Genomic DNA, 26,132 nt, shown 5'->3' with positions numbered 1-26,132 from the left:
TTGTTACCCTGATCCACCCGATCGCGATGGACGACGGTCTGCGTTTCGCAATCCGTGAAGGCGGCCGTACCGTTGGCGCGGGCGTTGTAGCTAAAGTTCTGGGCTAATTCGTTAGCTTCGAATAAAAAGGGCGCTTCGGCGCCCTTTTTGCTGCGCGCAGTTCCGCGAAATAACGTGTACAACACACCATTCATAACGTGCGCTGCGGCGGATAATGCGCAAATGGTCTATTGTAATCATAACTATTCTCATTTAATATTTGTGCATAAATTGAACGGGAGTTTATATGTACGTTTGTTTGTGCAATGGCGTTAGCGATAAAAAAATTCGCCAGGTTGTTCGCCAGTTTCAACCGCAATCTTTTCAGCAATTACGTAAGTTTGTTCCCGTTGGAAATCAATGCGGTAAGTGTGTTCGAGCTGCACGTGAAGTGATGGAAGATGAATTAACCACCATGCCGGAATTCAAAGAAATCGCCTGAAGTCCGCGCTTCTCTTTTGACATCCCTATAGGCCGGACTACGCTTCAATAAGTGGAAGCGGAGGGACTATATAATGAAAGGTGATGTCAAAATCATAAGTTATCTCAATAAATTATTGGGAAATGAGCTGGTCGCAATCAATCAGTACTTTCTCCATGCGAGAATGTTCAAAAACTGGGGTCTGATGCGCCTCAACGATATTGAGTACCACGAATCAATTGATGAAATGAAGCACGCCGATAAGTACATCGAGCGTATTCTTTTCCTCGAAGGCATTCCTAATCTGCAGGATCTCGGCAAACTTGGCATCGGTGAAGATGTGGAAGAGATGCTGCAGTCAGATTTACGCCTGGAGCTGGAAGGCGCGCAAAACCTGCGTGAAGCGATCGCCTATGCCGACAGCGTACATGACTATGTCAGCCGCGATATGATGATTGAGATCCTGGCGGATGAAGAAGGCCATATCGACTGGCTGGAAACCGAACTCGATCTCATTGGCAAAATTGGCCTGCAAAATTACCTGCAGTCGCAGATCAAAGTGTCAGATTAGCCAGCGTTTGCCACCCGCACCAGAAACCTGCTGCCGCCAGAAATGGCCCAAATGGCAGCGGGTTATTCTTTTCCCATTTTCTGTTGCCGCCGCACCTGGCGGACAGTCCCAATATCACCCACGCCATGCTGGCGAGCAATGACGCTACCAGCACCAGCTGCGGCAGCATTCGCCAGCCATGCCAGGCCCCAAGGGCGGCGAGATATTTTATATCGCCATAGCCTAATCCTTCATGCCCACGGACCCTGCGGTATAGCCAATAAAGGGCGGCAAACGAGAGATAGCCGGCTAGTGCTCCCCAGACAGCCTCGTTGAGCTGATGCGGCGCCAGACAGAGATAAAAAAGCAAGCCGCTCCATAGCAGGGGACAGGTGAAACGGTCTGGCAGCAAGCCGTAACGGAGGTCCTGCTGACACAATGCTAGCGTCAATCCGCTATAGCACAGTAAGAAGGGGAGGGCGGCGAGCATAGGTTACCCCGTGATGAGCAATGAACATGGCCTCACTATGCTTATCGGCTCGGCGCAGGGCAAAATGCAATTTTCGAGAGTGGATGGCGCTTTGCGGATTTATTGGCAGCGTTACGGCGCTTGCACAGCGCACTATCGTGAAGACGCGCAAATCCCGGTGATGATTTTCTAAACAGCGCTTGCGTCGTGCCAGAATTTGCGTATAATGCGCGGGCCTGTCAAAGTTGACAGCCGGTTCGATATGAACCCTGATAGTGCTTTTTGCTATCAAACAATGTCCCCAATCGGGGGACTATGTAAGAACGGTTACACTCTCCCATCAATCGTAATGGGTATGAGGAGTAATCATTTCGTCTATAAAATAATTGGAGCTCTGGTCTCATGCAGAACCAAAGAATCCGTATCCGCCTTAAAGCGTTTGATCATCGTCTGATCGATCAATCAACCGCGGAAATCGTCGAGACTGCTAAGCGCACTGGTGCGCAAGTCCGTGGTCCGATCCCGCTGCCGACCCGCAAAGAGCGCTTTACCGTTCTGATCTCCCCGCACGTCAACAAAGACGCGCGTGATCAGTACGAGATTCGCACTCACAAGCGTCTGGTTGACATCGTTGAGCCAACTGAAAAAACCGTTGATGCTCTGATGCGTCTGGATCTGGCTGCCGGTGTAGACGTGCAGATCAGCCTGGGTTAATCAGGTCATCGAGCGATTGAGAGGTTGAAACAATGATTGGTTTAGTCGGTAAAAAAGTGGGCATGACCCGCATCTTCACTGAAGATGGCGTATCTATCCCAGTAACCGTAATCGAAGTTGAAGCAAACCGCGTTACTCAGGTTAAAGACCTGGCTAACGACGGCTACCGCGCAATCCAGGTTACCACCGGTGCTAAAAAAGCTAACCGTGTAACCAAGCCGGAAGCGGGTCACTTCGCTAAAGCTGGCGTTGAAGCTGGCCGTGGTCTGTGGGAATTCCGTCTTGCTGACGGCGAAGAATTCACCGTAGGTCAGAACATTAGCGTTGAACTGTTTGCTGACGTTAAAAAAGTTGACGTAACCGGTACCTCTAAAGGTAAAGGTTTTGCTGGTACCGTTAAGCGCTGGAACTTCCGTACCCAGGACGCTACTCACGGTAACTCCTTGTCTCACCGCGTTCCGGGTTCTATCGGTCAGAACCAGACTCCGGGCAAAGTGTTCAAAGGCAAGAAAATGGCAGGTCAGCTGGGTAATGAGCGTGTAACCGTTCAGAGCCTGGACGTAGTACGTGTTGACGCTGAGCGCAACCTGCTGCTGGTTAAAGGTGCTGTCCCGGGTGCTACCGGTAGCGACCTGATCGTTAAACCAGCTGTGAAGGCGTGAGGAGATAGCAATGGAATTAGTATTGAAAGACGCGCAGAGCGCGCTGACTGTTTCCGAAACTACCTTCGGTCGTGATTTCAACGAAGCGCTGGTTCACCAGGTTGTTGTTGCTTATGCAGCTGGTGCGCGTCAGGGCACTCGTGCTCAGAAGACTCGTGCTGAAATCACTGGCTCCGGTAAAAAACCGTGGCGCCAGAAAGGTACCGGCCGTGCGCGTTCTGGTTCTATCAAGAGCCCGATCTGGCGTTCCGGTGGCGTGACCTTCGCTGCTCGTCCGCAGGACCACAGTCAAAAAGTTAACAAGAAGATGTACCGCGGCGCGCTGAAAAGCATTCTGTCCGAACTGGTACGTCAGGATCGTCTGATCGTTGTCGAGAAGTTCTCTGTTGAAGCGCCGAAAACTAAGCTGCTGGCACAGAAACTGAAAGACATGGCTCTGGAAGATGTGCTGATCATCACCGGTGAGCTGGACGAGAACCTGTTCCTGGCCGCACGTAACCTGCACAAGGTTGACGTACGTGATGCGAACGGTATCGACCCGGTTAGCCTGATCGCCTTCGACAAAGTCGTAATGACTGCTGATGCTGTTAAGCAAGTTGAGGAGATGCTGGCATGATTCGTGAAGAACGTCTGCTGAAGGTGCTGCGCGCACCGCACGTTTCTGAAAAAGCGTCTACTGCGATGGAAAAAACAAACACCATCGTTCTCAAAGTTGCTAAAGACGCGACCAAAGCAGAAATCAAAGCTGCTGTGCAGAAACTGTTTGAAGTCGAAGTCGAAGTCGTTAACACCCTGGTAGTTAAAGGGAAAGTTAAACGTCACGGACAGCGTATCGGTCGTCGTAGCGACTGGAAAAAAGCTTACGTCACCCTGAAGGAAGGCCAGAATCTGGACTTCGTTGGCGGCGCTGAGTAAGTCGGAGGAGTAATACAATGGCAGTTGTTAAATGTAAACCGACATCTCCGGGTCGTCGCCACGTCGTTAAAGTGGTTAACCCAGAGCTGCACAAGGGCAAACCTTTTGCTCCGTTGCTGGAAAAAAACAGCAAATCCGGTGGTCGTAACAACAATGGCCGTATCACCACCCGTCATATCGGTGGTGGCCACAAGCAGGCTTACCGTATTGTTGACTTCAAACGCAACAAAGATGGTATCCCGGCAGTTGTTGAACGTCTTGAGTACGATCCGAACCGCTCCGCGAACATCGCGCTGGTTCTGTACAAAGACGGCGAGCGCCGTTACATCCTGGCCCCGAAAGGCCTGAAAGCTGGTGACCAGATTCAGTCTGGCGTTGATGCTGCAATCAAAGCAGGCAACACCCTGCCGATGCGCAATATCCCGGTTGGTTCTACCGTTCATAACGTAGAAATGAAACCAGGTAAAGGCGGTCAGCTGGCACGTTCCGCTGGTACTTACGTTCAGATCGTTGCTCGTGATGGTGCTTATGTCACCCTGCGTCTGCGTTCTGGTGAAATGCGTAAAGTCGAAGCAGACTGCCGCGCTACTCTGGGCGAAGTTGGCAATGCTGAGCATATGCTGCGCGTTCTGGGTAAAGCAGGTGCTGCACGCTGGCGTGGTGTTCGTCCTACCGTTCGCGGTACTGCGATGAACCCAGTAGACCACCCACATGGTGGTGGTGAAGGTCGTAACTTTGGTAAGCACCCGGTATCCCCGTGGGGCCTGCAGACCAAAGGTAAGAAGACCCGCAGCAACAAGCGTACTGATAAATTCATCGTACGTCGCCGTAGCAAATAATTTTAGAGGATAAGCCATGCCACGTTCTCTCAAGAAAGGTCCTTTTATTGACCTGCACTTGCTGAAGAAGGTAGAGAAAGCGGTGGAAAGCGGAGACAAGAAGCCCCTGCGCACTTGGTCCCGTCGTTCAACGATCTTTCCTAACATGATCGGTTTGACCATCGCTGTCCATAATGGTCGTCAGCACGTTCCAGTCTTTGTTTCCGACGAAATGGTTGGTCACAAACTGGGTGAATTCGCACCGACTCGTACTTATCGCGGCCACGCTGCTGATAAAAAAGCGAAGAAGAAATAAGGTAGGAGGAAGAGATGGAAACTTTAGCTCAACATCGCCATGCTCGTTCTTCTGCTCAGAAGGTTCGCCTCGTAGCTGACCTGATTCGCGGTAAGAAAGTGTCGCAGGCCCTGGATATTCTGACCTACACCAACAAAAAAGCTGCTGTACTGGTCAAGAAGGTACTGGAATCTGCCATTGCTAACGCTGAACACAACGATGGCGCTGACATTGATGATCTGAAAGTTGCGAAAATTTTCGTAGACGAAGGCCCGAGCATGAAGCGCATTATGCCGCGTGCTAAAGGTCGTGCAGATCGCATCCTGAAGCGCACCAGCCACATCACTGTGGTTGTGTCCGATCGCTGAGACTCTGGAGACTAGCAATGGGTCAGAAAGTACATCCTAATGGTATTCGCCTGGGTATTGTCAAACCATGGAACTCTACCTGGTTCGCGAACACCAAAGAATTCGCTGACAACCTGGACAGCGATTTTAAAGTACGTCAGTTCCTGACAAAAGAACTGGCTAAAGCGTCTGTATCTCGCATCGTTATCGAGCGTCCGGCTAAGAGCATCCGTGTGACCATTCACACTGCTCGCCCGGGTATCGTTATCGGTAAGAAAGGCGAAGACGTAGAAAAACTGCGCAAGGTCGTAGCGGATATCGCTGGCGTACCTGCACAGATCAATATTGCCGAAGTTCGTAAGCCTGAACTGGACGCTAAATTGGTTGCTGACAGCATCACTTCTCAGCTGGAACGTCGCGTTATGTTCCGTCGTGCGATGAAGCGTGCTGTACAGAACGCAATGCGTCTGGGCGCTAAAGGTATCAAAGTTGAAGTTAGCGGCCGTCTGGGCGGCGCGGAAATCGCACGTACCGAATGGTACCGTGAAGGTCGCGTACCGCTGCACACTCTGCGTGCTGACATCGACTACAACACCTCTGAAGCGCACACCACTTACGGTGTAATCGGCGTTAAGGTATGGATCTTCAAAGGTGAGATCCTGGGTGGTATGGCTGCTGTTGAACAACCGGAACCGGCTGCTCAACCTAAAAAGCAGCAGCGTAAAGGCCGTAAATAAGGAGCGTCGCTGATGTTACAACCAAAGCGTACAAAATTCCGTAAAGTGCACAAAGGCCGCAACCGTGGTCTGGCGCAGGGTACGGATGTTAGCTTCGGCACTTTCGGTCTGAAAGCTGTTGGCCGTGGTCGTCTGACTGCCCGTCAGATCGAAGCAGCACGTCGTGCTATGACCCGTGCAGTTAAGCGTCAAGGTAAGATCTGGATCCGTGTATTCCCGGACAAACCGATCACCGAGAAGCCGCTGGAAGTTCGTATGGGTAAAGGTAAAGGTAACGTGGAGTACTGGGTTGCCTTGATTCAGCCGGGTAAAGTCCTGTATGAAATGGACGGCGTACCGGAAGAGCTGGCCCGTGAAGCATTCGGCCTGGCAGCAGCGAAACTGCCGATCAAAACCACCTTTGTAACTAAGACGGTGATGTAATGAAAGCAAAAGAGCTGCGTGAAAAAAGCGTTGAAGAGCTGAACGCTGAGCTGCTGAACCTGCTGCGTGAGCAGTTCAACCTGCGTATGCAGGCTGCAAGTGGCCAGCTGCAACAGACTCATCTGCTGAAGCAAGTGCGTCGTGATGTTGCACGCGTTAAGACTTTACTGACTCAGAAGGCGGGTGCGTAATGACCGATAAAATCCGTACTCTGCAAGGTCGCGTAGTTAGCGACAAAATGGAGAAATCCATTGTTGTTGCTATCGAACGTATGGTGAAACACCCGGTATACGGCAAATTCATCAAACGTACGACCAAACTGCACGTACATGACGAGAACAACGAATGCGGTATCGGTGACGTGGTTGAAATCCGCGAATGCCGTCCGCTGTCCAAGACTAAGTCCTGGACGCTGGTTCGCGTTGTAGAGAAAGCGGTTCTGTAATAGAGTACGCATTCTCGATACGGATAAACGGCTCAGCGATGAGCCGTTTATTTTTTCTACCCATATCTGGTTTGTGGTGTTATAATGCCGCGCCCTCGATATGGGGCTTTTTAACGACCCTAATTTTCGGGTCTCAGTAGTAGTTGACATTAGCGGAGCACTAAAATGATCCAAGAACAGACTATGCTGAACGTCGCCGACAACTCCGGTGCACGTCGCGTAATGTGTATCAAGGTTCTGGGTGGCTCGCACCGTCGCTACGCAGGCGTAGGCGACATCATCAAGATCACCATCAAGGAAGCAATTCCGCGTGGTAAGGTCAAAAAAGGTGATGTGCTGAAGGCGGTAGTGGTGCGCACCAAGAAGGGTGTTCGTCGCCCGGACGGTTCTGTCATTCGCTTCGATGGTAATGCATGCGTTATTCTGAACAATAACAGCGAGCAGCCTATCGGTACGCGTATTTTTGGGCCGGTAACTCGTGAACTTCGTACCGAGAAGTTCATGAAAATTATCTCTCTGGCACCAGAAGTACTCTAAGGAGCGAATCATGGCAGCTAAAATCCGTCGTGATGACGAAGTTATCGTGTTAACCGGTAAAGATAAAGGTAAACGCGGTAAAGTAAAAAATGTCCTGTCTTCCGGCAAGGTCATTGTTGAAGGTATCAACCTGGTTAAGAAACATCAGAAGCCGGTTCCGGCCCTGAACCAACCAGGCGGCATTGTAGAGAAAGAAGCAGCTATTCAGATCTCTAACCTTGCTATCTTCAACGCGGCAACCGGCAAGGCTGACCGTGTAGGCTTTAGATTCGAAGACGGCAAAAAAGTCCGTTTCTTCAAATCTAATAGCGAAACTATCAAGTAATTTGGAGTAGTACGATGGCGAAACTGCATGATTACTACAAAGACGAAGTAGTCGCTAAACTCATGACTGAGTTTAACTACAATTCTGTCATGCAAGTCCCTCGGGTCGAGAAGATCACCCTGAACATGGGTGTTGGTGAAGCGATCGCTGACAAGAAACTGCTGGATAACGCAGCAGCTGACCTGACAGCAATCTCCGGTCAAAAACCGCTGATCACCAAAGCACGCAAATCAGTTGCAGGCTTCAAAATCCGTCAGGGCTATCCGATCGGCTGTAAAGTAACTCTGCGCGGCGAGCGCATGTGGGAGTTCTTTGAGCGCCTGATCACTATTGCTGTACCGCGTATCCGTGACTTCCGTGGCTTGTCCGCTAAGTCTTTCGACGGCCGTGGTAACTACAGCATGGGTGTCCGTGAGCAGATCATCTTCCCAGAAATCGACTACGATAAAGTCGACCGCGTTCGTGGTTTGGATATTACCATTACCACTACTGCGAAATCTGATGAAGAAGGCCGCGCTCTGCTGGCTGCCTTTGACTTCCCGTTCCGCAAGTAAGGTAGGGTTACTTAATGGCTAAGCAATCAATGAAAGCACGCGAAGTAAAGCGCGTGGCTTTAGCTGATAAATTCTTCGCTAAACGCGCTGAACTGAAAGCTATCATCTCTGATGTGAACGCAACCGACGAAGATCGTTGGAACGCTGTTCTCAAGCTGCAGACTCTGCCGCGTGATTCCAGCCCGTCTCGTCAGCGTAATCGCTGCCGTCAAACAGGTCGTCCGCATGGTTTCCTGCGGAAGTTCGGGTTGAGCCGTATTAAGGTCCGTGAAGCCGCTATGCGCGGTGAAATCCCGGGTCTGAAAAAGGCTAGCTGGTAATTGTCACCAATTGAATCACGGGAGTAAAGACAGATGAGCATGCAAGATCCGATCGCGGATATGCTGACCCGTATCCGTAACGGTCAGGCCGCGAATAAAGCTGCGGTCACCATGCCTTCCTCCAAGCTGAAAGTGGCAATTGCCAACGTGCTGAAGGAAGAAGGCTTTATTGAAGATTTTAAAGTTGAAGGCGACATCAAGCCGGAACTGGAACTGACTCTTAAGTATTTCCAGGGTAAAGCTGTTGTAGAAAGCATTCAGCGTGTCAGCCGCCCAGGTCTGCGCATCTACAAACGTAAAGATGAGCTGCCGAAAGTTATGGCGGGTCTGGGTATCGCAGTTGTTTCTACCTCTAAAGGTGTTATGACTGATCGTGCAGCGCGCCAGGCTGGTCTTGGTGGCGAAATTATCTGCTACGTAGCCTAATCGGAGGAAAAAATGTCTCGTGTTGCTAAAGCACCGGTCGTTGTTCCTGCCGGCGTTGATGTTAAAGTCAACGGTCAGGTTATTACGATCAAAGGTAAAAATGGCGAGCTGACTCGTACTCTCAACGATGCTGTTGAAGTTAAACATGCAGATAATGCTCTGACCTTCGGTCCGCGTGATGGTTACGTAGACGGATGGGCTCAGGCTGGTACCGCGCGTGCCCTGCTGAACTCAATGGTTATCGGTGTTACCGAAGGCTTCACTAAAAAGCTTCAGCTGGTTGGTGTAGGCTATCGTGCAGCGGTTAAAGGGGATGTAGTAAACCTGGCTTTAGGTTTCTCTCATCCTGTTGAACATAAGCTGCCGGCCGGTATCACTGCAGAATGTCCGACTCAAACTGAAATCGTGCTGAAAGGCGCTGATAAGCAGGTGATCGGCCAGGTTGCAGCAGATCTGCGCGCCTACCGTCGTCCTGAGCCTTATAAAGGCAAGGGTGTTCGTTACGCCGACGAAGTCGTGCGTACCAAAGAGGCTAAGAAGAAGTAAGGTAACACTATGGATAAGAAATCTGCTCGTATCCGTCGTGCGACCCGCGCACGCCGCAAGCTCCAGGAGCTGGGTGCAACTCGCCTGGTGGTACATCGTACCCCGCGTCATATTTACGCACAGGTAATTGCTCCGAATGGTTCTGAAGTTCTGGTAGCTGCTTCTACTGTAGAAAAAGCTATCTCTGAACAACTGAAGTACACCGGTAACAAAGACGCGGCTGCAGCTGTGGGTAAAGCTGTTGCTGAACGCGCTCTGGAAAAAGGCATCAAAGATGTTTCCTTTGACCGTTCCGGGTTCCAATATCATGGTCGTGTCCAGGCACTGGCAGATGCTGCCCGTGAAGCTGGCCTTCAGTTCTAAGGTAGAGGTGTAAGATGGCTCACATCGAAAAACAAGCTGGCGAACTGCAGGAAAAGCTGATCGCGGTAAACCGCGTATCTAAAACCGTTAAAGGTGGTCGTATTTTCTCCTTCACAGCTCTGACTGTAGTTGGTGATGGTAACGGTCGCGTTGGTTTTGGTTACGGTAAAGCGCGTGAAGTTCCAGCAGCGATCCAGAAAGCGATGGAAAAAGCCCGTCGCAACATGATTAACGTCGCGCTGAACAACGGCACCCTGCAACACCCGGTTAAAGGTGTTCACACGGGTTCTCGTGTATTCATGCAGCCAGCTTCCGAAGGTACCGGTATCATCGCCGGTGGTGCAATGCGCGCCGTTCTGGAAGTTGCTGGGGTTCATAACGTTCTGGCTAAAGCATACGGTTCCACCAACCCGATCAACGTGGTTCGTGCAACTATTGATGGCCTGGAAAATATGAATTCTCCAGAAATGGTCGCTGCCAAGCGTGGTAAATCCGTTGAAGAAATTCTGGGGAAATAAACCATGGCAAAGACTATTAAAATTACTCAAACCCGCAGTGCAATCGGTCGTCTGCCGAAACACAAGGCAACACTGCTTGGCCTGGGTCTGCGTCGTATTGGTCACACCGTAGAGCGCGAGGATACTCCTGCTGTTCGTGGTATGGTCAACGCGGTTTCCTTCATGGTTAAAGTTGAGGAGTAAGAGATGCGTTTAAATACTCTGTCTCCGGCCGAAGGCTCCAAAAAGGCGGGTAAACGCCTGGGTCGTGGTATCGGTTCTGGCCTCGGTAAAACCGGTGGTCGTGGTCACAAAGGTCAGAAGTCTCGTTCTGGCGGTGGCGTACGTCGCGGTTTCGAGGGTGGTCAGATGCCTCTGTACCGTCGTCTGCCGAAATTCGGCTTCACTTCTCGTAAAGCGATGATCACCGCAGAGATCCGTCTCTCCGATCTGGCTCACGTAGAAGGCGATGTAGTAGACCTGAACGCGCTGAAAGCGGCAAACATTATCGGTGTCCAGATCGAGTTCGCGAAAGTGATCCTGTCTGGTGAGGTAACTCGTCCGGTAACTGTTCGTGGCCTGCGTGTGACTAAAGGTGCTCGTGCTGCTATCGAAGCTGCTGGCGGTAAAATTGAGGAATAAGTAGCAGATGGCTAAACAACCGGGATTAGATTTTCAAAGTGCCAAAGGTGGCCTTGGCGAACTGAAACGCAGACTTCTGTTTGTGGTCGGTGCGCTGATAGTGTTCCGTATTGGCTCTTTTATTCCGATCCCTGGTATTGATGCCGCTGTACTTGCCAAACTGCTTGAGCAACAGCGAGGCACCATCATTGAAATGTTCAACATGTTCTCTGGTGGTGCTCTCAGCCGTGCTTCTATCTTTGCACTGGGGATTATGCCGTATATCTCGGCATCTATCATCGTGCAGCTGCTGACGGTGGTTTACCAACCGCTGGCAGAGCTGAAGAAAGAAGGGGAGTCTGGTCGTCGTAAGATCAGCCAGTACACCCGCTACGGTACTCTGGTGCTGGCGATATTCCAGTCGATCGGTATTGCTACCGGTCTGCCGAATATGCCTGGTATGCAGGGCCTGGTGATTAATCCAGGCTTTGCGTTCTATTTCACCGCTGTTGTAAGTCTGGTCACAGGGACTATGTTCCTGATGTGGCTCGGCGAACAGATCACTGAACGCGGTATCGGTAACGGTATCTCGATCCTGATCTTCGCCGGGATCGTTGCGGGACTCCCGCCGGCCATCGCCCATACTATCGAGCAAGCGCGTCAAGGCGACCTGCACTTCCTCCTGTTGCTGTTGGTTGCAGTATTAGTATTTGCAGTGACCTTCTTTGTTGTATTCGTTGAACGTGGTCAACGCCGCATTGTGGTAAACTACGCGAAACGGCAGCAGGGTCGTCGTGTCTATGCTGCACAGAGCACACATTTACCGCTGAAAGTGAATATGGCGGGGGTAATCCCGGCAATCTTCGCTTCCAGTATTATACTGTTCCCGGCAACCATCACGTCATGGTTCGGGGGTGGTACTGGTTGGAACTGGCTGACAACAATTTCGCTGTATTTGCAGCCTGGGCAACCGCTTTATGTGTTACTCTATGCGTCTGCAATCATCTTCTTCTGTTTCTTCTACACGGCGTTGGTTTTCAACCCGCGTGAAACAGCAGATAACCTGAAGAAGTCCGGTGCATTTGTACCAGGAATTCGTCCGGGAGAGCAAACGGCGAAGTATATCGATAAAGTGATGACTCGCCTGACTCTGGTTGGTGCGTTGTATATTACTTTTATCTGCCTGATCCCGGAGTTCATGCGTGACGCGATGAAAGTGCCGTTCTACTTCGGTGGGACATCGCTGCTTATCGTTGTTGTCGTGATTATGGACTTTATGGCTCAAGTGCAAACTCTGATGATGTCCAGTCAGTATGAGTCTGCATTGAAGAAGGCGAACCTGAAAGGCTACGGCCGTTAAAACTGGTCGCCCGAGAAGTTACGGAGAGTAAAAATGAAAGTTCGTGCTTCCGTCAAGAAATTATGCCGTAACTGCAAAATCGTTAAGCGTGATGGCGTCATCCGTGTGATTTGCAGTGCCGAGCCGAAGCATAAACAGCGCCAAGGCTGATTTATTCGCATATTTTTCTTGCAAAGTTGGATTGAGCTGGCTAGATTAGCCAGCCAATCTTTTGTATGTCTGTACGTTTCCATTTGAGTATCCTGAAAACGGGCTTTTCAGCATGGTACGTACATATTAAATAGTAGGAGTGCATAGTGGCCCGTATAGCAGGCATTAACATTCCTGATCACAAACATACCGTAATCGCTTTAACCGCTATTTTCGGTATCGGCAAAACCCGTTCTAAAGCTATCTGCGCTGAAACGGGCATCGCTGAAAATGTTAAGATCAGTGAGCTGTCTGAAGAACAAATTGATATTCTGCGTGAAGCAGTAGGTAAATTTGTCGTTGAAGGTGATCTGCGCCGTGAAATCACCCTGAGCATCAAGCGTCTGATGGACCTTGGTTGCTACCGTGGTTTACGCCATCGTCGTGGTCTTCCGGTTCGCGGTCAGCGTACCAAGACCAACGCACGTACCCGTAAGGGTCCGCGTAAACCGATCAAGAAATAATCGGGGTGATTGAATAATGGCAAAGGCACCAGTTCGTGCACGTAAGCGTGTAAGAAAACAAGTCTCTGATGGCGTGGCTCATATCCATGCTTCTTTTAACAACACCATCGTTACTATCACTGATCGTCAGGGTAACGCACTGGGTTGGGCAACAGCCGGTGGTTCCGGTTTCCGTGGTTCTCGCAAATCCACTCCGTTTGCAGCTCAGGTTGCAGCAGAGCGTTGCGCAGAAGCCGTAAAAGAATACGGCATCAAGAATCTGGAAGTTATGGTCAAAGGTCCGGGTCCGGGTCGCGAATCTACCATTCGTGCACTGAACGCCGCTGGTTTCCGCATCACTAATATTACTGATGTGACTCCGATCCCTCATAACGGTTGTCGTCCGCCGAAAAAACGTCGCGTATAACGCTACGTTTTCCAGGTTAGTTGGAGAAAGAAAATGGCAAGATATTTGGGTCCTAAGCTCAAGCTGAGCCGTCGTGAGGGCACCGACTTATTCCTTAAGTCTGGCGTTCGCGCGATCGATACCAAGTGTAAAATTGAACAAGCTCCTGGCCAGCACGGTGCGCGTAAACCGCGTCTGTCTGACTATGGTGTGCAGTTGCGTGAAAAGCAAAAAGTTCGCCGTATGTACGGTGTGCTGGAGCGTCAGTTCCGTAACTACTATAAAGAAGCAGCACGTCTGAAAGGCAACACCGGTGAAAACCTGTTGGCTCTGCTGGAAGGTCGTCTGGACAACGTTGTATACCGTATGGGCTTCGGCGCCACTCGTGCTGAAGCACGCCAGCTGGTTAGCCACAAAGCGATTATGGTAAACGGTCGTGTTGTTAACATCGCTTCTTATCAGGTTAAAGCGAATGACGTTGTCAGCATTCGTGAGAAAGCGAAAAAGCAATCTCGCGTGAAAGCCGCTCTGGAGCTGGCTGAGCAGCGTGAAAAGCCAACCTGGCTGGAAGTTGATGCTGGCAAGATGGAAGGTACGTTCAAGCGTCAGCCGGAGCGTTCTGATCTGTCTGCGGACATTAACGAACACCTGATCGTCGAGCTTTACTCCAAGTAAAGCTTAGTACCAAAGAGAGGACACAATGCAGGGTTCTGTGACAGAGTTTCTAAAACCGCGCCTGGTCGATATCGAGCAAGTGAGTTCGACGCACGCCAAGGTGACCCTTGAGCCTTTAGAGCGTGGCTTCGGCCATACTCTGGGTAACGCACTGCGCCGTATTCTGCTCTCATCGATGCCGGGTTGCGCGGTGACCGAGGTTGAGATTGATGGTGTACTGCACGAGTACAGCACCAAAGAAGGCGTTCAGGAAGACATCCTTGAAATCCTGCTCAACCTGAAAGGGCTGGCGGTGAGAGTTCAGGGTAAAGATGAAGTCATCCTTACTTTGAATAAATCTGGCATTGGCCCTGTGACTGCAGCCGACATTACCCACGACGGTGATGTCGAAATCGTCAAGCCGCAGCACGTGATTTGCCACCTGACTGATGAGAACGCTGCTATTAGCATGCGTATCAAAGTTCAGCGCGGTCGCGGTTATGTGCCGGCTTCTGCCCGAATTCATTCGGAAGAAGATGAGCGCCCAATCGGCCGTCTGCTGGTCGACGCCTGCTACAGCCCTGTAGAGCGTATTGCCTACAATGTTGAAGCTGCGCGTGTAGAACAGCGTACCGACCTGGACAAGCTGGTCATCGAAATGGAAACCAACGGCACAATCGATCCTGAAGAGGCGATTCGTCGTGCGGCAACCATTCTGGCTGAACAACTGGAAGCTTTTGTTGACTTACGTGATGTACGTCAGCCAGAAGTGAAAGAAGAGAAACCAGAGTTCGATCCGATCCTGCTGCGCCCTGTTGACGATCTGGAATTGACTGTCCGCTCTGCTAACTGCCTCAAGGCAGAAGCTATCCACTATATCGGTGATCTGGTACAGCGTACCGAGGTTGAGTTGCTGAAAACGCCGAACCTGGGTAAAAAATCTCTTACTGAGATTAAAGACGTGCTGGCTTCCCGTGGACTGTCTCTGGGCATGCGCCTGGAAAACTGGCCACCAGCAAGCATTGCTGACGAGTAACCGGATCACAGGTTAAGGTTTTACTGAGAAGGATAAGGTCATGCGCCATCGTAAGAGTGGTCGTCAACTGAACCGCAACAGCAGCCATCGCCAGGCTATGTTCCGTAACATGGCAGGTTCGCTGGTTCGTCATGAAATCATCAAGACGACCCTGCCGAAAGCGAAAGAACTGCGTCGCGTAGTTGAGCCGCTGATTACTCTTGCCAAGACTGATAGCGTTGCTAATCGTCGTCTGGCATTCGCCCGCACTCGTGATAACGAGATCGTGGCAAAACTGTTTAACGAGCTGGGCCCGCGTTTCGCGAGCCGCGCCGGTGGTTACACTCGCATTCTGAAGTGTGGCTTCCGTGCAGGCGACAACGCGCCGATGGCATACATCGAGCTGGTTGATCGTGCTGAGCCGAAAGCAGAAGCTGCTGCAGAGTAATCTGTAGTAACGTAAAAAAACCCGCCCCGGCGGGTTTTTTTATATCTACCGCATCCCCACTTCACTACACTATCTGTACTCTTTTTGTTCATCCCCCGGAGCCGTAGAATGTGGTTACTGGATCAGTGGGCGGAACGCCATATCCTCGATGCCCAAACTAAAGGTGAGTTCGATAACTTACCCGGCAGCGGCGTGCCGCTGACTCTCGATGACGATTCGCATGTGCCGGCGGAGCTGCGGGCAGGTTATCGCCTTCTGAAGAATGCTGGATGCCTTCCCCCGGAGCTGGAGCAGCGAAGAGAAGCGGTGGCACTGGCTGATTTACTGAAGGGCGTCCGCCAGGACGATCCGCGTCATGCTGAACTGAGCAAACGGCTTGCCTTGCTCGAACTGAAGCTTCGTCAGGCTGGCCTGAGTACCGACTTTTTACGCGGTGAGTATGCCGAGGCTTTGCTACAAAGAATGAATCAGGAGTAAATATGTATCGTATTGGTGAGCTGGCTAAGCTGGCTGACGTCACGCCAGATACCATCCGTTATTATGAGAAACAGCAAATGATGGATCATGACGTGCGCACCGAGGGGGGATTTCGTCTTTACTCGGATAACGATCTTCAGCGGCTACGCTTTATTCGCTATGCCCGTCAGCTGGGCTTCACTCTGGAAGCGATCCGCGAATTATTGTCGATCCGTATCGATCCGGAGCACCATACCTGCCAGGAATCGAAAGGGATCGTTCAGGCGCGATTAAGCGAAGTCGAGGCGCGGATCAAAGAGTTACAGACGATGCGTCGCTCTTTGCAGCGGCTTAATGATGCCTGCTGTGGGACTGCGCACAGTAGTGTTTATTGTTCGATTCTTGAGGCCCTTGAACAAGGCGCCAGCAATGGCGGTACGGGACGTTGATTTTTTCATCGCGCGGATCTACACTCGCGCGGAATTCACACATGCACTGGAGTTTATATGAGTCGCTATCAGCATACTAAAGGGCAAATTAAAGATAACGCCATTGAGGCACTTCTCCACGATCCGTTATTCAGGCAGCGTGTAGAGAAAAACAAGAAAGGGAAAGGAAGCTATCAACGTAAAGATAAACATGCAGGAAGGATTGACCGGGAGGCCAGTGGCAAGCAAGCGAATCGCTTTTTTACCACTGGCCTTCTGCTTTCGGTGCTGATTAAGAACGGTTGTTTTGCTCTTTCAGCAGATCGCGAATTTCGCTCAGCAGGACTTCTTCTTTAGAAGGAGCTGGCGGCGCCGCCGGAGCCTCTTCTTTCTTACGATTTAACTTATTCATCAGTTTAATCGCCATGAAGATGGCAAACGCGACGATGATGAAATCGAAAACGTTCTGAATGAATACCCCATAATGCATCACGACAGCCGGGACATCGCCCTGGGCATCACGTAGCGTGACGGCAAACTGTTTAAAATCGATCCCGCCAATCAACAGGCCGAGTGGTGGCATAATAATATCTGCGACCAGCGATGAAACAATTTTACCGAATGCTGCACCGATGATCACACCCACTGCCAAATCGACAACGTTCCCGCGCATCGCGAATTCGCGAAACTCTTTTAAAAAACTCATTTTATTCTCCTTGTGCCAGCTGACGTTGTAAGTTTAACAAATGTATTTTCATTTGCCATTCCCAGTAGATAGTTACCGCAAAATATTAACCTTTGAATAATAAGGGATAATAAAAAGGCGCCTGTTCGGCGCCCTGGGAATTACAGGAAGAAAGGACTTGGCTGGAACAGCCTTTCTACATCGGAAATAAACTTCTTATCGGTCAAAAACATGATCACATGATCGCCCTGCTCGATCCGCAGATTATTATTCGCGATCATTACGTCGTTGCCCCGCACAACGGCGCCGATGATCGTACCTGGCGGCAGCTTGATCTCATCGATCGAACGCCCGACCACCCGGGAGGTGCTCTCATCACCGTGCGCCACGGCCTCAATCGCTTCGGCAACACCGCGGCGAAGGGAGGAGACGCCGACAATATCGGCTTTACGAACATGGCTGAGGAGTGCGGAAATTGTGGCCTGTTGAGGTGATATCGCGATATCAATGACACTGCCCTGGACCAGATCCACGTAGGCTCTGCGCTGGATCAGCACCATCACTTTTTTCGCGCCCATTCGCTTCGCCAGCATCGCCGACATAATGTTTGCTTCATCGTCGTTAGTGACGGCAATAAACAGGTCCACCTGGTCAATATGCTCTTCAGCCAGCAGCTCCTGGTCCGATGCATCACCGTAGAAGACGATTGTATGCTGCAGCTTTTCCGCAAGCTCAGCGGCTCGCTGCTGATTACGTTCGATAAGCTTGACGCTGTAATCTTTTTCCAGCTTATGGGCCAGACCCGCGCCAATATTGCCCCCGCCGACCAGCATAATACGCTTATACGGCTTTTCCAGTCGCTGCAGTTCGCTCATGACCGCGCGAATATGCTGCGAGGCGGCAATAAAGAATACTTCATCGCCGGCTTCCACAATCGTCGAACCCTGTGGGCGAATAGGACGATCGTGGCGGAAAATAGCGGCCACACGCGTATCGATATGCGGCATATGCTCCCGCATGGTGGACAACGCATTCCCTACCAGCGGACCACCGTAATAGGCTTTTACTACGGCGAGGCTGACTTTCCCTTCGGCGAAGTTCACGACCTGCAGCGCGCCGGGATATTCGATCAGCCGGTGAATATTGTCGATGACCAGCTGTTCCGGAGCGATTAAGTGATCGATAGGCACCGCTTCAGAATTAAAGAGCTTATCCGCATCACGAACGTAATCTGGCGCACGAATACGCGCAATACGGTTTGGGGTATTGAATAATGAGTAGGCGACCTGACAGGCCACCATATTGGTTTCATCCGAACTGGTGACCGCTACCAGCATATCGGCATCATCGGCCCCCGCCTCGCGCAGTACGCGAGGGTGAGAGCCATGTCCCTGGACGACACGCAGGTCGAACTTATCCTGCAGGCTGCGCAGACGGTCGCCATTGGTATCAACCAGCGTAATATCATTGTTCTCGCCGACAAGGTTTTCCGCCAGCGTGCCGCCGACCTGGCCGGCGCCCAGAATAATAATCTTCATCTGCAGTGACCCATTAATTCCGACGTTTGATTAGCTTAGCGTAAAAGAAGCCATCACCTTCTTCCGGGCCCGGCAGATTTTGCTGCCCGGGGCTCGCCGGCGTACCGGTTGCATGAAGTTCAGCATCCGGGGTTCGTGCGAGGAAGGCGGAAATTTGCTGACTATTCTCTTCCGGCAGAATAGAACAGGTAGCGTAAACCAGCGTACCGCCTGGTTTCAGGTGCTCCCAGGTGGCATTCAGGATCTCGGCCTGCAGCTGGGCTAACTCGGCGATATCCCGATCCCGGCGCAGCCATTTGATATCCGGATGGCGGCGAATGACGCCGGTGGCGGAGCAGGGGGCATCCAGCAGAATACGATCGAACTGTTCGTTGCCACACCACTGCTCAGGGAAGCGACCATCGCCCTGTTTGACTTCGGCTTTCATGCCCAGCCGTTTCAGGTTGTCATAGACGCGTGACAGACGCTGTTCATCAATATCCACCGCCATGACCTGAGCCTGCGGGGCAACCTCCAGAATATGCGTCGTCTTGCCGCCCGGTGCGGCGCAAAGATCGAGAATGCGTTCGCCATTTTCCGGCAGCAGGTAGCGCATACAGCCCTGGGCCGAGGCATCCTGGACGGTGACCCAGCCTTCGGCAAAACCTGGCAACGCATGGACTGGGGCAGGGGTGGCCAGACGCACGGCGTCGGGATAGTCAGGATGGGTGAAGCCCTCTAAGCCGGCCTCTTTAAGCAGAGCAAGCCATTCATCCCGGGAATGATGGTTGCGGTTAACGCGCAGCCACATCGGCGGGCGCTGGTTGTTCGCATCGACGATCTCCTGCCACTGCTGCGGCCAGGCCTGCTGCAGGCGTTTCAGCAGCCATTTGGGATGAAGATAGCGGTTTTCATGCTCAGCAAATTCGACTAATAACGCTTCCTGCTGGCGCTGGAACTGGCGTAGCACGCCGTTGATCAGCCCTTTAAGCTGCGGGCGTTTAATGGCCACCGCGCCTTCTACCGTTTCCGCCAGTGCGGCATGCGGAGGAATACGGGTATAGAGCAACTGATAAAGCCCAACCATGATCAGAAAATGCACGGTGCGCTGTTTGCCGGTCATCGGACGCGCCATCAGCTTGTTGATAAGCCACTCAAGCTGACTGAGCGTACGCAATACGCCAAAGCACAGCTCCTGCAACAGCGCTTTGTCTTTATCGCTGACTTTCTGCTGCAGAGGGGGCAGAACGTTGCTCAAAGACTGACCTTGTTCTACCACTTGCTCGATAGCCTGGGCGGCCAGACTGCGTAAGTTTATTTTGTTTTTCATAAGCGCAAAAATAAAAATGCCCGGCTAACCCGGGCTTTTAAAGAGACAACCGTCAGGCGAGACGGGTACCAGGGATGAACCACTCCCGGCGGGAATTGAGTAAGTCCTGCGAGCTCATCGCTTTTTTACCCGCTGGCTGTAGTGATTCCAGACTGAGGATCCCATCACCCGTGGCGACCTGAATACCCTGTTTGGTTGCTGCCACTATTGTTCCCGGCTCGGCGTGCGTGGCTTCGGCAATAACCGATGCCCGCCAGACTTTGACTGGCTGCCCGTCAATCTCCAGCCAGCTCATTGGCCAAGGATTAAACGCCCGGATGCAACGTTCCAGCTGTGCAGCGGAAAGCGACCAGTCGATGCGGGCCTCTTCTTTACTCAGCTTCTCGGCATAACTGACGAGTGACTCGTCCTGGACTTCAGGCTGTGCCGTTCCGTTTGCCAGTTGCGCTAAGGTTGTCAGCAGTCCCTGTGGGCCGAGGCCGGCCAGCTTATCGTACAGGCTGCCGCTGGTATCCTCAGCGGTAATGGGGCAGGAAAGCTTATACAGCATGTCACCCGTATCAAGGCCGACGTCCATCTGCATGATGGTCACGCCGGTTTCGCTATCGCCCGCCCACAGCGAACGCTGGATCGGCGCGGCGCCACGCCAGCGCGGCAGCAGGGAGCCATGAACGTTGATGCAGCCCAGACGCGGCATCTCAAGCACCGCTTTTGGCAGGATCAGACCATACGCCACCACCACCATGATATCGGCGCCTAAATCGGCGACGAGCTGTTGGTTCTCCTGCGGACGAAGAGACGATGGCTGGAATACGGGGACGTCATGGGCTTCAGCCAGCACTTTTACCGGGCTCGGCATCAATTTTTTGCCGCGTCCCGCGGGACGGTCTGGCTGAGTAAACACGCCAACGATCTGATGTTCAGACGACAACAACGCGTCAAGATGACGCGCTGCAAAATCGGGGGTGCCGGCGAAAATGATACGTAGTGAATGTGACACGGTATTCCTTGTTATCAGGCACGGGAACGTAAACGATCCAGTTTCTCAACCTTCTGACGAATGCGCTGTTGTTTGAGCGGTGACAGATAGTCAATAAACAGTTTGCCAACCAGGTGATCCATTTCATGCTGGATACAGATCGCCAGCAGGCCATCGGCCTCCAGCTCAAACGGCTTACCGTCGCGATCCAGCGCACGGATCTTCACTTTTTCCGCACGGGGTACCAGAGCACGCTGTTCCGGAATGGACAAGCAGCCTTCTTCAATACCGGTTTCGCCGTCTTTTTCCAGTAGCTCCGGGTTGATTAACACCAGCCGCTCTTCACGATTTTCCGACACATCGATCACGATGATGCGCTGATGGATATCGACCTGGGTTGCGGCCAGACCGATGCCTTCCTCGGCGTACATGGTGTCGAACATATCATCGACGATACGCTGAATTTCCGCATTCACTTCTTTGACCGGCTCGGCGACTTTGCGAAGGCGCTCGTCCGGAATATGTAACACTTGCAAAACTGCCATAAAGTTCCAGAGTCGTATTCAGGAGTTGATAAGATTATTAGCTCTATTCTAGACAAAACCCCCTGCAATTGACAGTCTCACTGTCCAATCGCAAAGATTGTCAATGCCGCTTATGGCAGGGGGTAAGGATGACGCCCGACGAGATTTGGCTGCGGCTGATGAAGGTCAATAATTTGTATGGCGACAGGATGCTGGATATTGCGCAGCGGTTATGCGCAGCCGCTTTCGTGGATAGTGAAGCGCTACATGCCGTTGGGATGACCACGGCGCAGGTGAAGCCATTTTTACGGTTTGACGAGCGGGAGCTTGACGAGACGCAGCGCTGGCTGGAACACCCGGATCATCATCTGTTACGGGCTGACGATCCGCGCTATCCGTTGCGGCTAAGGGCTATCGCTGATTACCCCGGCGCGTTGCTGGTCAGTGGCGACCCCGCCCTGCTTCACAGCGCGCAGCTTGCCGTTATTGGCAGCCGTTTGCACTCCTGGTATGGCGCCCGCTGGGGAAAACTGTTCAGCGAAACGCTGGCGCGTAGAGGGATCACCATCACCAGTGGGCTGGCGTTAGGCATTGATGGCGTTGCGCACCGCGGCGCGCTGGCCGCGGAGGGGAAAACCATCGCGGTGCTGGGCAACGGGCTGGAACAGGTTTATCCGCGGCGCCATGCAAACCTCGCCCAACAGATCATCGACAATGGCGGTACGCTGGTCTCTGAATTTCCACTCATTACGCCGCCGCTTCCCGCTCATTTTCCCCGACGTAACCGTATTATCAGCGGCTTAAGTTTGGGCGTGCTGGTGATTGAGGCGGCGTTGCGAAGCGGATCGCTGGTCACCGTCCGTTGCGCCCTGGAGCAGGGAAGAGATGTGTTCGCCCTGCCTGGCCCGATTGGTAATCCGGGATCTGAAGGTCCGCACTGGTTAATCAAGCAAGGCGCGGTACCGGTGACCTCGCCAGAGGATATCGTGGAGTACTGGCAAAACGAGCTGGCCTGGCTTACTGATACGTCTGATTCGATAAATAATTGCGCCGATCAGCCGTCTGTAGCATTGCCATTTCCGGAGCTCCTGGCTAACGTAGGAGATGAGGTAACACCTGTTGACGTTGTCGCTGAACGTGCCGGCCAATCTGTGCCAGTAACCGTAGCTCAGCTACTTGAACTGGAGTTAGCAGGCTGGATCGCAGCTGTACCCGGCGGCTATGTCCGATTAAGGAGGGCAAGCCATGTTCGACGTACTCATGTATTTGTTTGAAACTTACATCCATAACGAAGCAGAAATGCGCGTGGATCAGGACAAACTGACGCGGGATCTTACCGATGCAGGCTTTGAGCGGGAAGATATCTATAACGCGTTAATGTGGCTCGAGAAACTGGCTGATTATCAGGAAGGTCTCGTTGAACCCATGCAGCTCGCTTCCGACCCGCTGTCGCTTCGGGTGTATACCGAAGAGGAGTGCCAGCGTCTGGATGCCAGTTGCCGGGGATTTTTACTCTTCCTCGAGCAGATTCAGGTGTTGAACCTCGAAACGCGAGAAATGGTGATAGAGCGCGTCCTGGCGCTGGATACAGCTGAATTTGAACTGGAAGACCTGAAATGGGTCATCCTGATGGTACTGTTCAACATTCCGGGCTGTGAAAACGCCTATCAGCAAATGGAAGAATTACTCTTCGAAGTAAATGAAGGTATGCTGCATTAATCTTTTTGCAGCAACATCGAGTTGTTATGACCAAATCAGCACTGTTTTCGGTGCGTAAAAATGAGCCCTGCCCGCAGTGCGGGGCTGAACTGGTGATCCGTTCCGGGAAACATGGCCCGTTTCTCGGTTGTTCGCATTATCCGGACTGTGACTATATCCGTCCCCTGAAAAGTCAGGCGGACGGTCATATCGTTAAGGTGCTGGAGGGACAGGAGTGCCCATCTTGCGGCGCTGTCATGGTGTTACGCCAGGGGCGCTTTGGTATGTTTATCGGCTGCAGTCGCTATCCCGAATGCGAGCATACCGAGCTGATTGATAAACCCGATGAGACCGCTATCGCCTGTCCGCAATGTGGACAAGGGCATCTGGTCCAGCGTCGCTCTCGTTTCGGTAAAACCTTTCATTCCTGCGATCGCTACCCTGATTGCCAGTTCGTTATCAATTTTAAACCGGTAGCGGGCGAATGCCCTGAATGCCATTACCCGCTGTTAATTGAAAAGAAGACGGCGCAGGGGCTCAGACGCTTCTGTGCCAGTAAACAATGTGGAAAGCCGATCCCGGCGGAATAAATCAGTGAACAATAACCTGCCCTCAGAAACCGTCGCCCATGCCGTGGCGGTACTGAAAAATGAACATGTCATCGCCTACCCCACAGAAGCCGTTTTTGGCGTTGGCTGCGATCCAGACAGCGAAACGGCCGTCATGCGTCTGCTGGAGCTGAAGCAGCGTCCTGTTGACAAGGGATTGATCCTTATCGCCGCCAGCTTTGAGCAGTTGAAGCCTTATGTTGATGATTCACGGTTAAGTGACTCGCAGCGGGACGCTATCTTTTCCTGCTGGCCGGGACCGGTGACGTTTGTATTCCCGGCGCGTCCTGAAACGCCGCGCTGGCTGACGGGGCGTTTTGATTCGCTGGCCGTACGCGTGACCAACCATCCGCTGGTGATTGAATTGTGCGAAGCTTACGGAAAACCGCTGGTCTCGACGAGCGCCAATCTCACCGGGCAACCACCGTGTCGTACCACCGCAGAGGTTCATGCTCAGTTTGGTGACAGCTTCCCGGTTGTGGATGGCGCCACGGGTGGACGGCAAAATCCATCTGAAATCCGTGATGCCCTGACGGGTAAACTGTTCCGCCAGGGGTGAACCATGGAAACCTATGCCGTTTTTGGTAATCCGATCGCGCACAGCAAGTCGCCTTCTATTCATCAGCTGTTTGCCCGCCAGTTAGGGATTACTCATCCTTATGGACGTGTGCTGGCGCCACTGGACGATTTTGTCTCTTCTCTGAATCAGTTCTTTGCAGAAGGAGGAAAGGGGGCCAACGTCACTGTTCCTTTTAAAGAGGAAGCTTTTGCGCGCGCGGACGAGCTGACAGAACGCGCTGCGCTGGCGGGAGCAGTAAACACCCTGAAACGCCTGGAAGATGGCCGTTTACTGGGGGACAACACCGACGGTATTGGCCTCCTGAGCGATCTGGAACGCCTGGGGTTCATTAAGCCGCGCCAGCGGATCCTGCTGGTAGGTGCTGGTGGTGCATCACGCGGGGTTCTTTTGCCGCTTCTGTCGCTGGGATGTGCCGTCACGATCGTGAATCGCACCTATTCTCGTGCCCATGAGTTAGCCACTCTCTTCGCCCATACCGGGAGCGTCAGCGCAAGGGAGATGGATACCTTATCCGGGGAAACATTCGATCTGATCATCAATGCGACGTCCAGTGGAATAGACGGTGATGTACCGGCTATCCCGGCATCTGTTGTCAACGCTGACGTGTATTGCTATGACATGTTTTACCAGAAAGGGCCAACACCGTTTCTTCACTGGTGCCAGCAGTATGGCGCAGTCCACTGTGCTGATGGGCTGGGAATGCTGGTGGCGCAAGCCGCCCATGCTGTTCTGCTATGGCACGGCGTCCTGCCGGCTATCGCTCCGGTCATCGAAACGCTGCAGCAGGAACTGAATGCATGAATCAGGCGATTCAGTTTCCTGACCGGGAATCATGGGATGCCGAACGGCAGGGTGTGGTTTTTCCTGTGCTGGTCAATGGGATGCAATTAACCTGCGCAATTTCAGGGCAGAGCCTGCAGCAGCGTTTTAGCGCAGAGGGGCCAGCGCAGTGGCTGGCCGCCTTCCAGGAACATCGTTGGGATCTAGAGGAAGAGGTGGAAGCATTGATCCGCGATGGTCAGGAAGATGCTCAGGGCTGGATCTGGTTATCCTGATCCAGGTATTCATTTTTCCATTTCACATAGTTATTTGCTGAATACTTCAGTCCTTCCCGTTCCGTCTCCGTCAGGGGGCGGATCTGTTTGACCGGATTGCCAAAGTAAAGGTAGCCGCTTTCCAGTTGTTTGTTCTGCGGTACCAAACTGCCTGCACCAATCATGACGTCATCGCCAACGACGACACCATCTAATAAGATCGAACCCATACCAACCAGCACGCGGTTGCCGATAGTGCAGCCGTGCAGCATCACTTTATGACCAACAGTTACATCCTCACCAATGATCAGCGGATTTCCCTCCGGCTTATAAGAGGACTTATGAGTCACATGGAGAACGCTACCGTCCTGAATATTGCTGCGTTGACCTATCGATACATAGTTGACGTCGCCGCGAATAGCCACCAGAGGCCAGACGCTGACATCATCGGCAATTCTGACATCACCGATAACAACGCTGGATGCGTCAATCATGACGCGAAGACCGATTTGTGGGAAAAATGCTTTATAGGGGCGCAGCTGAGCAGACATATAGACCTCAAAATACGGGAATGTAAGAAGACTTTGGTGGCTTTTATCTCCCTGTGCAACCCCTGAAAACGGTGAAAATTGAGCAAATCGTGCAATTACGCGACGAAAAGGGTGAAAAATCACCATTCAGAAAAAAAGATCGAAAAAAGGCTTGTGCAAAAAAATGGGATCCCTATAATGCGCTCCCACTGACACGGCAGATG

At 52.2% G+C, this 26,132-nt stretch carries 48 protein-coding genes; 41 read left to right on the top strand and 7 right to left on the bottom strand.

Annotated elements, in window-relative coordinates:
- The 3 genes from HMPREF3142_RS27230 to bfr all read left to right on the top strand — a co-directional run.
- Nucleotides 1-107 (top strand): EF-Tu C-terminal domain-related protein (locus tag HMPREF3142_RS27230; RefSeq protein WP_001691594.1); only part of this gene is annotated, 107 nt, incomplete at its 5' end.
- Nucleotides 108-286: 179 nt separating this feature from the next.
- Complete coding sequence (gene bfd, locus HMPREF3142_RS27225; RefSeq protein WP_004152415.1) at nt 287-481, top strand: bacterioferritin-associated ferredoxin; 195 nt, start codon at nt 287-289, stop codon at nt 479-481.
- Between the two features lie 73 nt (nt 482-554).
- Nucleotides 555-1,031 carry a bacterioferritin gene (bfr, locus tag HMPREF3142_RS01685; RefSeq protein WP_004206792.1) on the top strand — a complete coding sequence of 159 codons (477 nt, stop codon included), beginning with the start codon at nt 555-557 and terminating at the stop codon, nt 1,029-1,031.
- Here the strand turns inward: bfr and HMPREF3142_RS01680 are convergent.
- Complete coding sequence (locus HMPREF3142_RS01680; protein WP_070611430.1) at nt 1,015-1,500, bottom strand: prepilin peptidase; 486 nt, start codon at nt 1,498-1,500, stop codon at nt 1,015-1,017. The two genes, bfr and HMPREF3142_RS01680, sit on opposite strands and share 17 nt — an antisense overlap.
- Before the next feature lie 13 nt (nt 1,501-1,513).
- On the opposite strand from HMPREF3142_RS01680, the gene HMPREF3142_RS29230 reads away from it, so the two are divergent.
- From HMPREF3142_RS29230 to HMPREF3142_RS27215, 32 genes are all read left to right on the top strand, one after another.
- Nucleotides 1,514-1,672 carry a hypothetical protein gene (locus HMPREF3142_RS29230; RefSeq protein WP_153242722.1) on the top strand — a complete coding sequence of 53 codons (159 nt, stop codon included), beginning with the start codon at nt 1,514-1,516 and terminating at the stop codon, nt 1,670-1,672.
- Nucleotides 1,673-1,881: 209 nt separating this feature from the next.
- Nucleotides 1,882-2,193: a 30S ribosomal protein S10 gene (gene rpsJ / locus HMPREF3142_RS01675; protein ID WP_001181005.1), complete on the top strand. Its 312-nt coding sequence runs from the start codon at nt 1,882-1,884 to the stop codon at nt 2,191-2,193.
- 32 nt (nt 2,194-2,225) lie between these two features.
- Complete coding sequence (gene rplC, locus HMPREF3142_RS01670; protein WP_002919796.1) at nt 2,226-2,855, top strand: 50S ribosomal protein L3; 630 nt, start codon at nt 2,226-2,228, stop codon at nt 2,853-2,855.
- 10 nt (nt 2,856-2,865) lie between these two features.
- Nucleotides 2,866-3,471 carry a 50S ribosomal protein L4 gene (gene rplD, locus HMPREF3142_RS01665; RefSeq protein WP_002919794.1) on the top strand — a complete coding sequence of 202 codons (606 nt, stop codon included), beginning with the start codon at nt 2,866-2,868 and terminating at the stop codon, nt 3,469-3,471.
- Nucleotides 3,468-3,770 (top strand): 50S ribosomal protein L23, encoded by a 303-nt coding sequence (rplW, locus tag HMPREF3142_RS01660; RefSeq protein WP_000617546.1) that lies wholly within the window; start codon nt 3,468-3,470, stop codon nt 3,768-3,770. The genes rplD and rplW overlap by 4 nt, the downstream gene beginning before the upstream one ends.
- Before the next feature lie 17 nt (nt 3,771-3,787).
- The gene (gene rplB / locus HMPREF3142_RS01655; protein WP_002919786.1) at nt 3,788-4,609 is read left to right on the top strand and encodes a 50S ribosomal protein L2; all 822 of its coding nucleotides are present in this window, start codon (nt 3,788-3,790) and stop codon (nt 4,607-4,609) included.
- A gap of 16 nt (nt 4,610-4,625) precedes the next feature.
- Nucleotides 4,626-4,904, top strand: coding sequence for a 30S ribosomal protein S19 (rpsS, locus tag HMPREF3142_RS01650; RefSeq protein WP_001138115.1), 279 nt, complete (start codon nt 4,626-4,628; stop codon nt 4,902-4,904).
- 14 nt (nt 4,905-4,918) lie between these two features.
- Nucleotides 4,919-5,251 (top strand): 50S ribosomal protein L22, encoded by a 333-nt coding sequence (gene rplV / locus HMPREF3142_RS01645; protein WP_002919773.1) that lies wholly within the window; start codon nt 4,919-4,921, stop codon nt 5,249-5,251.
- Nucleotides 5,252-5,268: 17 nt separating this feature from the next.
- Entirely contained in the window at nt 5,269-5,967 is a 699-nt protein-coding gene (rpsC, locus tag HMPREF3142_RS01640; RefSeq protein WP_002919766.1) for a 30S ribosomal protein S3, read from the top strand.
- A 12-nt stretch (nt 5,968-5,979) separates the two neighbouring features.
- The gene (gene rplP / locus HMPREF3142_RS01635; protein ID WP_002919759.1) at nt 5,980-6,390 is read left to right on the top strand and encodes a 50S ribosomal protein L16; all 411 of its coding nucleotides are present in this window, start codon (nt 5,980-5,982) and stop codon (nt 6,388-6,390) included.
- The gene (gene rpmC, locus HMPREF3142_RS01630) at nt 6,390-6,581 is read left to right on the top strand and encodes a 50S ribosomal protein L29 (protein WP_002919754.1); all 192 of its coding nucleotides are present in this window, start codon (nt 6,390-6,392) and stop codon (nt 6,579-6,581) included. The genes rplP and rpmC overlap by 1 nt, the downstream gene beginning before the upstream one ends.
- Entirely contained in the window at nt 6,581-6,835 is a 255-nt protein-coding gene (rpsQ, locus tag HMPREF3142_RS01625; RefSeq protein WP_004106347.1) for a 30S ribosomal protein S17, read from the top strand. The genes rpmC and rpsQ overlap by 1 nt, the downstream gene beginning before the upstream one ends.
- Before the next feature lie 165 nt (nt 6,836-7,000).
- Nucleotides 7,001-7,372, top strand: coding sequence for a 50S ribosomal protein L14 (gene rplN / locus HMPREF3142_RS01620; protein ID WP_002919748.1), 372 nt, complete (start codon nt 7,001-7,003; stop codon nt 7,370-7,372).
- A gap of 10 nt (nt 7,373-7,382) precedes the next feature.
- The gene (gene rplX, locus HMPREF3142_RS01615) at nt 7,383-7,697 is read left to right on the top strand and encodes a 50S ribosomal protein L24 (protein ID WP_003031122.1); all 315 of its coding nucleotides are present in this window, start codon (nt 7,383-7,385) and stop codon (nt 7,695-7,697) included.
- Between the two features lie 14 nt (nt 7,698-7,711).
- Nucleotides 7,712-8,251 carry a 50S ribosomal protein L5 gene (rplE, locus tag HMPREF3142_RS01610; protein WP_003031123.1) on the top strand — a complete coding sequence of 180 codons (540 nt, stop codon included), beginning with the start codon at nt 7,712-7,714 and terminating at the stop codon, nt 8,249-8,251.
- A gap of 14 nt (nt 8,252-8,265) precedes the next feature.
- Entirely contained in the window at nt 8,266-8,571 is a 306-nt protein-coding gene (gene rpsN / locus HMPREF3142_RS01605) for a 30S ribosomal protein S14 (RefSeq protein ID WP_002919667.1), read from the top strand.
- Nucleotides 8,572-8,604: 33 nt separating this feature from the next.
- On the top strand, nt 8,605-8,997 hold the full coding sequence (rpsH, locus tag HMPREF3142_RS01600) for a 30S ribosomal protein S8 (protein ID WP_008807048.1): 393 nt from the start codon (nt 8,605-8,607) through the stop codon (nt 8,995-8,997).
- 12 nt (nt 8,998-9,009) lie between these two features.
- Nucleotides 9,010-9,543: a 50S ribosomal protein L6 gene (gene rplF / locus HMPREF3142_RS01595; RefSeq protein WP_008807049.1), complete on the top strand. Its 534-nt coding sequence runs from the start codon at nt 9,010-9,012 to the stop codon at nt 9,541-9,543.
- Between the two features lie 9 nt (nt 9,544-9,552).
- A complete protein-coding gene (gene rplR / locus HMPREF3142_RS01590) occupies nt 9,553-9,906 on the top strand; it encodes a 50S ribosomal protein L18 (protein ID WP_006817270.1) in 354 nt (117 codons plus the stop codon).
- A gap of 14 nt (nt 9,907-9,920) precedes the next feature.
- The gene (rpsE, locus tag HMPREF3142_RS01585) at nt 9,921-10,424 is read left to right on the top strand and encodes a 30S ribosomal protein S5 (protein ID WP_000940121.1); all 504 of its coding nucleotides are present in this window, start codon (nt 9,921-9,923) and stop codon (nt 10,422-10,424) included.
- A 3-nt stretch (nt 10,425-10,427) separates the two neighbouring features.
- Nucleotides 10,428-10,607, top strand: coding sequence for a 50S ribosomal protein L30 (rpmD, locus tag HMPREF3142_RS01580; RefSeq protein WP_001140434.1), 180 nt, complete (start codon nt 10,428-10,430; stop codon nt 10,605-10,607).
- A gap of 3 nt (nt 10,608-10,610) precedes the next feature.
- On the top strand, nt 10,611-11,045 hold the full coding sequence (gene rplO / locus HMPREF3142_RS01575; protein WP_002919516.1) for a 50S ribosomal protein L15: 435 nt from the start codon (nt 10,611-10,613) through the stop codon (nt 11,043-11,045).
- Between the two features lie 7 nt (nt 11,046-11,052).
- Nucleotides 11,053-12,384: a preprotein translocase subunit SecY gene (gene secY / locus HMPREF3142_RS01570; protein WP_008807050.1), complete on the top strand. Its 1,332-nt coding sequence runs from the start codon at nt 11,053-11,055 to the stop codon at nt 12,382-12,384.
- 33 nt (nt 12,385-12,417) lie between these two features.
- Nucleotides 12,418-12,534 (top strand): 50S ribosomal protein L36, encoded by a 117-nt coding sequence (rpmJ, locus tag HMPREF3142_RS27220; protein ID WP_000868187.1) that lies wholly within the window; start codon nt 12,418-12,420, stop codon nt 12,532-12,534.
- 146 nt (nt 12,535-12,680) lie between these two features.
- The gene (rpsM, locus tag HMPREF3142_RS01565; RefSeq protein WP_002919259.1) at nt 12,681-13,037 is read left to right on the top strand and encodes a 30S ribosomal protein S13; all 357 of its coding nucleotides are present in this window, start codon (nt 12,681-12,683) and stop codon (nt 13,035-13,037) included.
- A gap of 16 nt (nt 13,038-13,053) precedes the next feature.
- Nucleotides 13,054-13,443, top strand: coding sequence for a 30S ribosomal protein S11 (gene rpsK, locus HMPREF3142_RS01560; RefSeq protein ID WP_004388621.1), 390 nt, complete (start codon nt 13,054-13,056; stop codon nt 13,441-13,443).
- 33 nt (nt 13,444-13,476) lie between these two features.
- Entirely contained in the window at nt 13,477-14,097 is a 621-nt protein-coding gene (gene rpsD / locus HMPREF3142_RS01555; protein ID WP_002919224.1) for a 30S ribosomal protein S4, read from the top strand.
- A 25-nt stretch (nt 14,098-14,122) separates the two neighbouring features.
- Nucleotides 14,123-15,112, top strand: a complete 990-nt coding sequence (locus tag HMPREF3142_RS01550) for a DNA-directed RNA polymerase subunit alpha (protein WP_002919219.1) — start codon at nt 14,123-14,125, stop codon at nt 15,110-15,112.
- Nucleotides 15,113-15,152: 40 nt separating this feature from the next.
- Complete coding sequence (rplQ, locus tag HMPREF3142_RS01545) at nt 15,153-15,539, top strand: 50S ribosomal protein L17 (RefSeq protein WP_002919206.1); 387 nt, start codon at nt 15,153-15,155, stop codon at nt 15,537-15,539.
- A 108-nt stretch (nt 15,540-15,647) separates the two neighbouring features.
- The gene (locus HMPREF3142_RS01540) at nt 15,648-16,016 is read left to right on the top strand and encodes a DnaJ family domain-containing protein (RefSeq protein WP_070611428.1); all 369 of its coding nucleotides are present in this window, start codon (nt 15,648-15,650) and stop codon (nt 16,014-16,016) included.
- A 2-nt stretch (nt 16,017-16,018) separates the two neighbouring features.
- Nucleotides 16,019-16,444, top strand: coding sequence for a Zn(2+)-responsive transcriptional regulator (gene zntR, locus HMPREF3142_RS01535; RefSeq protein ID WP_008807053.1), 426 nt, complete (start codon nt 16,019-16,021; stop codon nt 16,442-16,444).
- 57 nt (nt 16,445-16,501) lie between these two features.
- Nucleotides 16,502-16,780 carry an alternative ribosome-rescue factor A gene (locus HMPREF3142_RS27215; RefSeq protein ID WP_008807054.1) on the top strand — a complete coding sequence of 93 codons (279 nt, stop codon included), beginning with the start codon at nt 16,502-16,504 and terminating at the stop codon, nt 16,778-16,780.
- Here HMPREF3142_RS27215 and mscL read toward each other — a convergent pair.
- From mscL to def, 5 genes are all read right to left on the bottom strand, one after another.
- Nucleotides 16,716-17,129 (bottom strand): large-conductance mechanosensitive channel protein MscL, encoded by a 414-nt coding sequence (gene mscL / locus HMPREF3142_RS01530; protein WP_004145325.1) that lies wholly within the window; start codon nt 17,127-17,129, stop codon nt 16,716-16,718. The genes HMPREF3142_RS27215 and mscL overlap by 65 nt on opposite strands.
- Before the next feature lie 140 nt (nt 17,130-17,269).
- Nucleotides 17,270-18,646, bottom strand: coding sequence for a Trk system potassium transporter TrkA (trkA, locus tag HMPREF3142_RS01525; RefSeq protein WP_008807055.1), 1,377 nt, complete (start codon nt 18,644-18,646; stop codon nt 17,270-17,272).
- A 13-nt stretch (nt 18,647-18,659) separates the two neighbouring features.
- Nucleotides 18,660-19,955: a 16S rRNA (cytosine(967)-C(5))-methyltransferase RsmB gene (rsmB, locus tag HMPREF3142_RS01520; RefSeq protein ID WP_008807056.1), complete on the bottom strand. Its 1,296-nt coding sequence runs from the start codon at nt 19,953-19,955 to the stop codon at nt 18,660-18,662.
- Between the two features lie 52 nt (nt 19,956-20,007).
- Nucleotides 20,008-20,955, bottom strand: coding sequence for a methionyl-tRNA formyltransferase (fmt, locus tag HMPREF3142_RS01515; RefSeq protein ID WP_008807057.1), 948 nt, complete (start codon nt 20,953-20,955; stop codon nt 20,008-20,010).
- A 14-nt stretch (nt 20,956-20,969) separates the two neighbouring features.
- Complete coding sequence (gene def, locus HMPREF3142_RS01510) at nt 20,970-21,479, bottom strand: peptide deformylase (RefSeq protein WP_008807058.1); 510 nt, start codon at nt 21,477-21,479, stop codon at nt 20,970-20,972.
- Nucleotides 21,480-21,607: 128 nt separating this feature from the next.
- On the opposite strand from def, the gene dprA reads away from it, so the two are divergent.
- Genes dprA through HMPREF3142_RS01480 form a run of 6 tightly spaced genes read left to right on the top strand, consistent with a single transcriptional unit; the run spans nt 21,608 to nt 25,399 of the window.
- The gene (gene dprA / locus HMPREF3142_RS01505) at nt 21,608-22,732 is read left to right on the top strand and encodes a DNA-protecting protein DprA (RefSeq protein WP_008807059.1); all 1,125 of its coding nucleotides are present in this window, start codon (nt 21,608-21,610) and stop codon (nt 22,730-22,732) included.
- Nucleotides 22,704-23,177: a DUF494 family protein Smg gene (gene smg, locus HMPREF3142_RS01500; RefSeq protein ID WP_008807060.1), complete on the top strand. Its 474-nt coding sequence runs from the start codon at nt 22,704-22,706 to the stop codon at nt 23,175-23,177. Before dprA ends, smg begins: the two co-directional genes overlap by 29 nt.
- A 26-nt stretch (nt 23,178-23,203) precedes the next feature.
- Nucleotides 23,204-23,746 carry a DNA topoisomerase family protein gene (locus HMPREF3142_RS01495; RefSeq protein ID WP_004145330.1) on the top strand — a complete coding sequence of 181 codons (543 nt, stop codon included), beginning with the start codon at nt 23,204-23,206 and terminating at the stop codon, nt 23,744-23,746.
- Nucleotides 23,747-23,750: 4 nt separating this feature from the next.
- Nucleotides 23,751-24,323: an L-threonylcarbamoyladenylate synthase type 1 TsaC gene (gene tsaC / locus HMPREF3142_RS01490; RefSeq protein ID WP_008807062.1), complete on the top strand. Its 573-nt coding sequence runs from the start codon at nt 23,751-23,753 to the stop codon at nt 24,321-24,323.
- 3 nt (nt 24,324-24,326) lie between these two features.
- Nucleotides 24,327-25,145, top strand: coding sequence for a shikimate dehydrogenase (gene aroE, locus HMPREF3142_RS01485; RefSeq protein ID WP_032733869.1), 819 nt, complete (start codon nt 24,327-24,329; stop codon nt 25,143-25,145).
- Nucleotides 25,142-25,399 (top strand): DUF1488 family protein, encoded by a 258-nt coding sequence (locus tag HMPREF3142_RS01480; RefSeq protein ID WP_012967156.1) that lies wholly within the window; start codon nt 25,142-25,144, stop codon nt 25,397-25,399. Before aroE ends, HMPREF3142_RS01480 begins: the two co-directional genes overlap by 4 nt.
- On the opposite strand, the gene HMPREF3142_RS01475 is transcribed toward HMPREF3142_RS01480, so the two are convergent.
- Nucleotides 25,375-25,929, bottom strand: a complete 555-nt coding sequence (locus HMPREF3142_RS01475) for a gamma carbonic anhydrase family protein (protein WP_008807065.1) — start codon at nt 25,927-25,929, stop codon at nt 25,375-25,377. The genes HMPREF3142_RS01480 and HMPREF3142_RS01475 overlap by 25 nt on opposite strands.
- Nucleotides 25,930-26,132: the final 203 nt, after the last annotated feature.

It is taken from the genome of Klebsiella sp. HMSC16C06 (assembly GCF_001808325.1).
Lineage (GTDB): Bacteria > Pseudomonadota > Gammaproteobacteria > Enterobacterales > Enterobacteriaceae > Klebsiella > Klebsiella variicola.
This window is presented reverse-complemented; position numbering and strand designations above follow the sequence as displayed.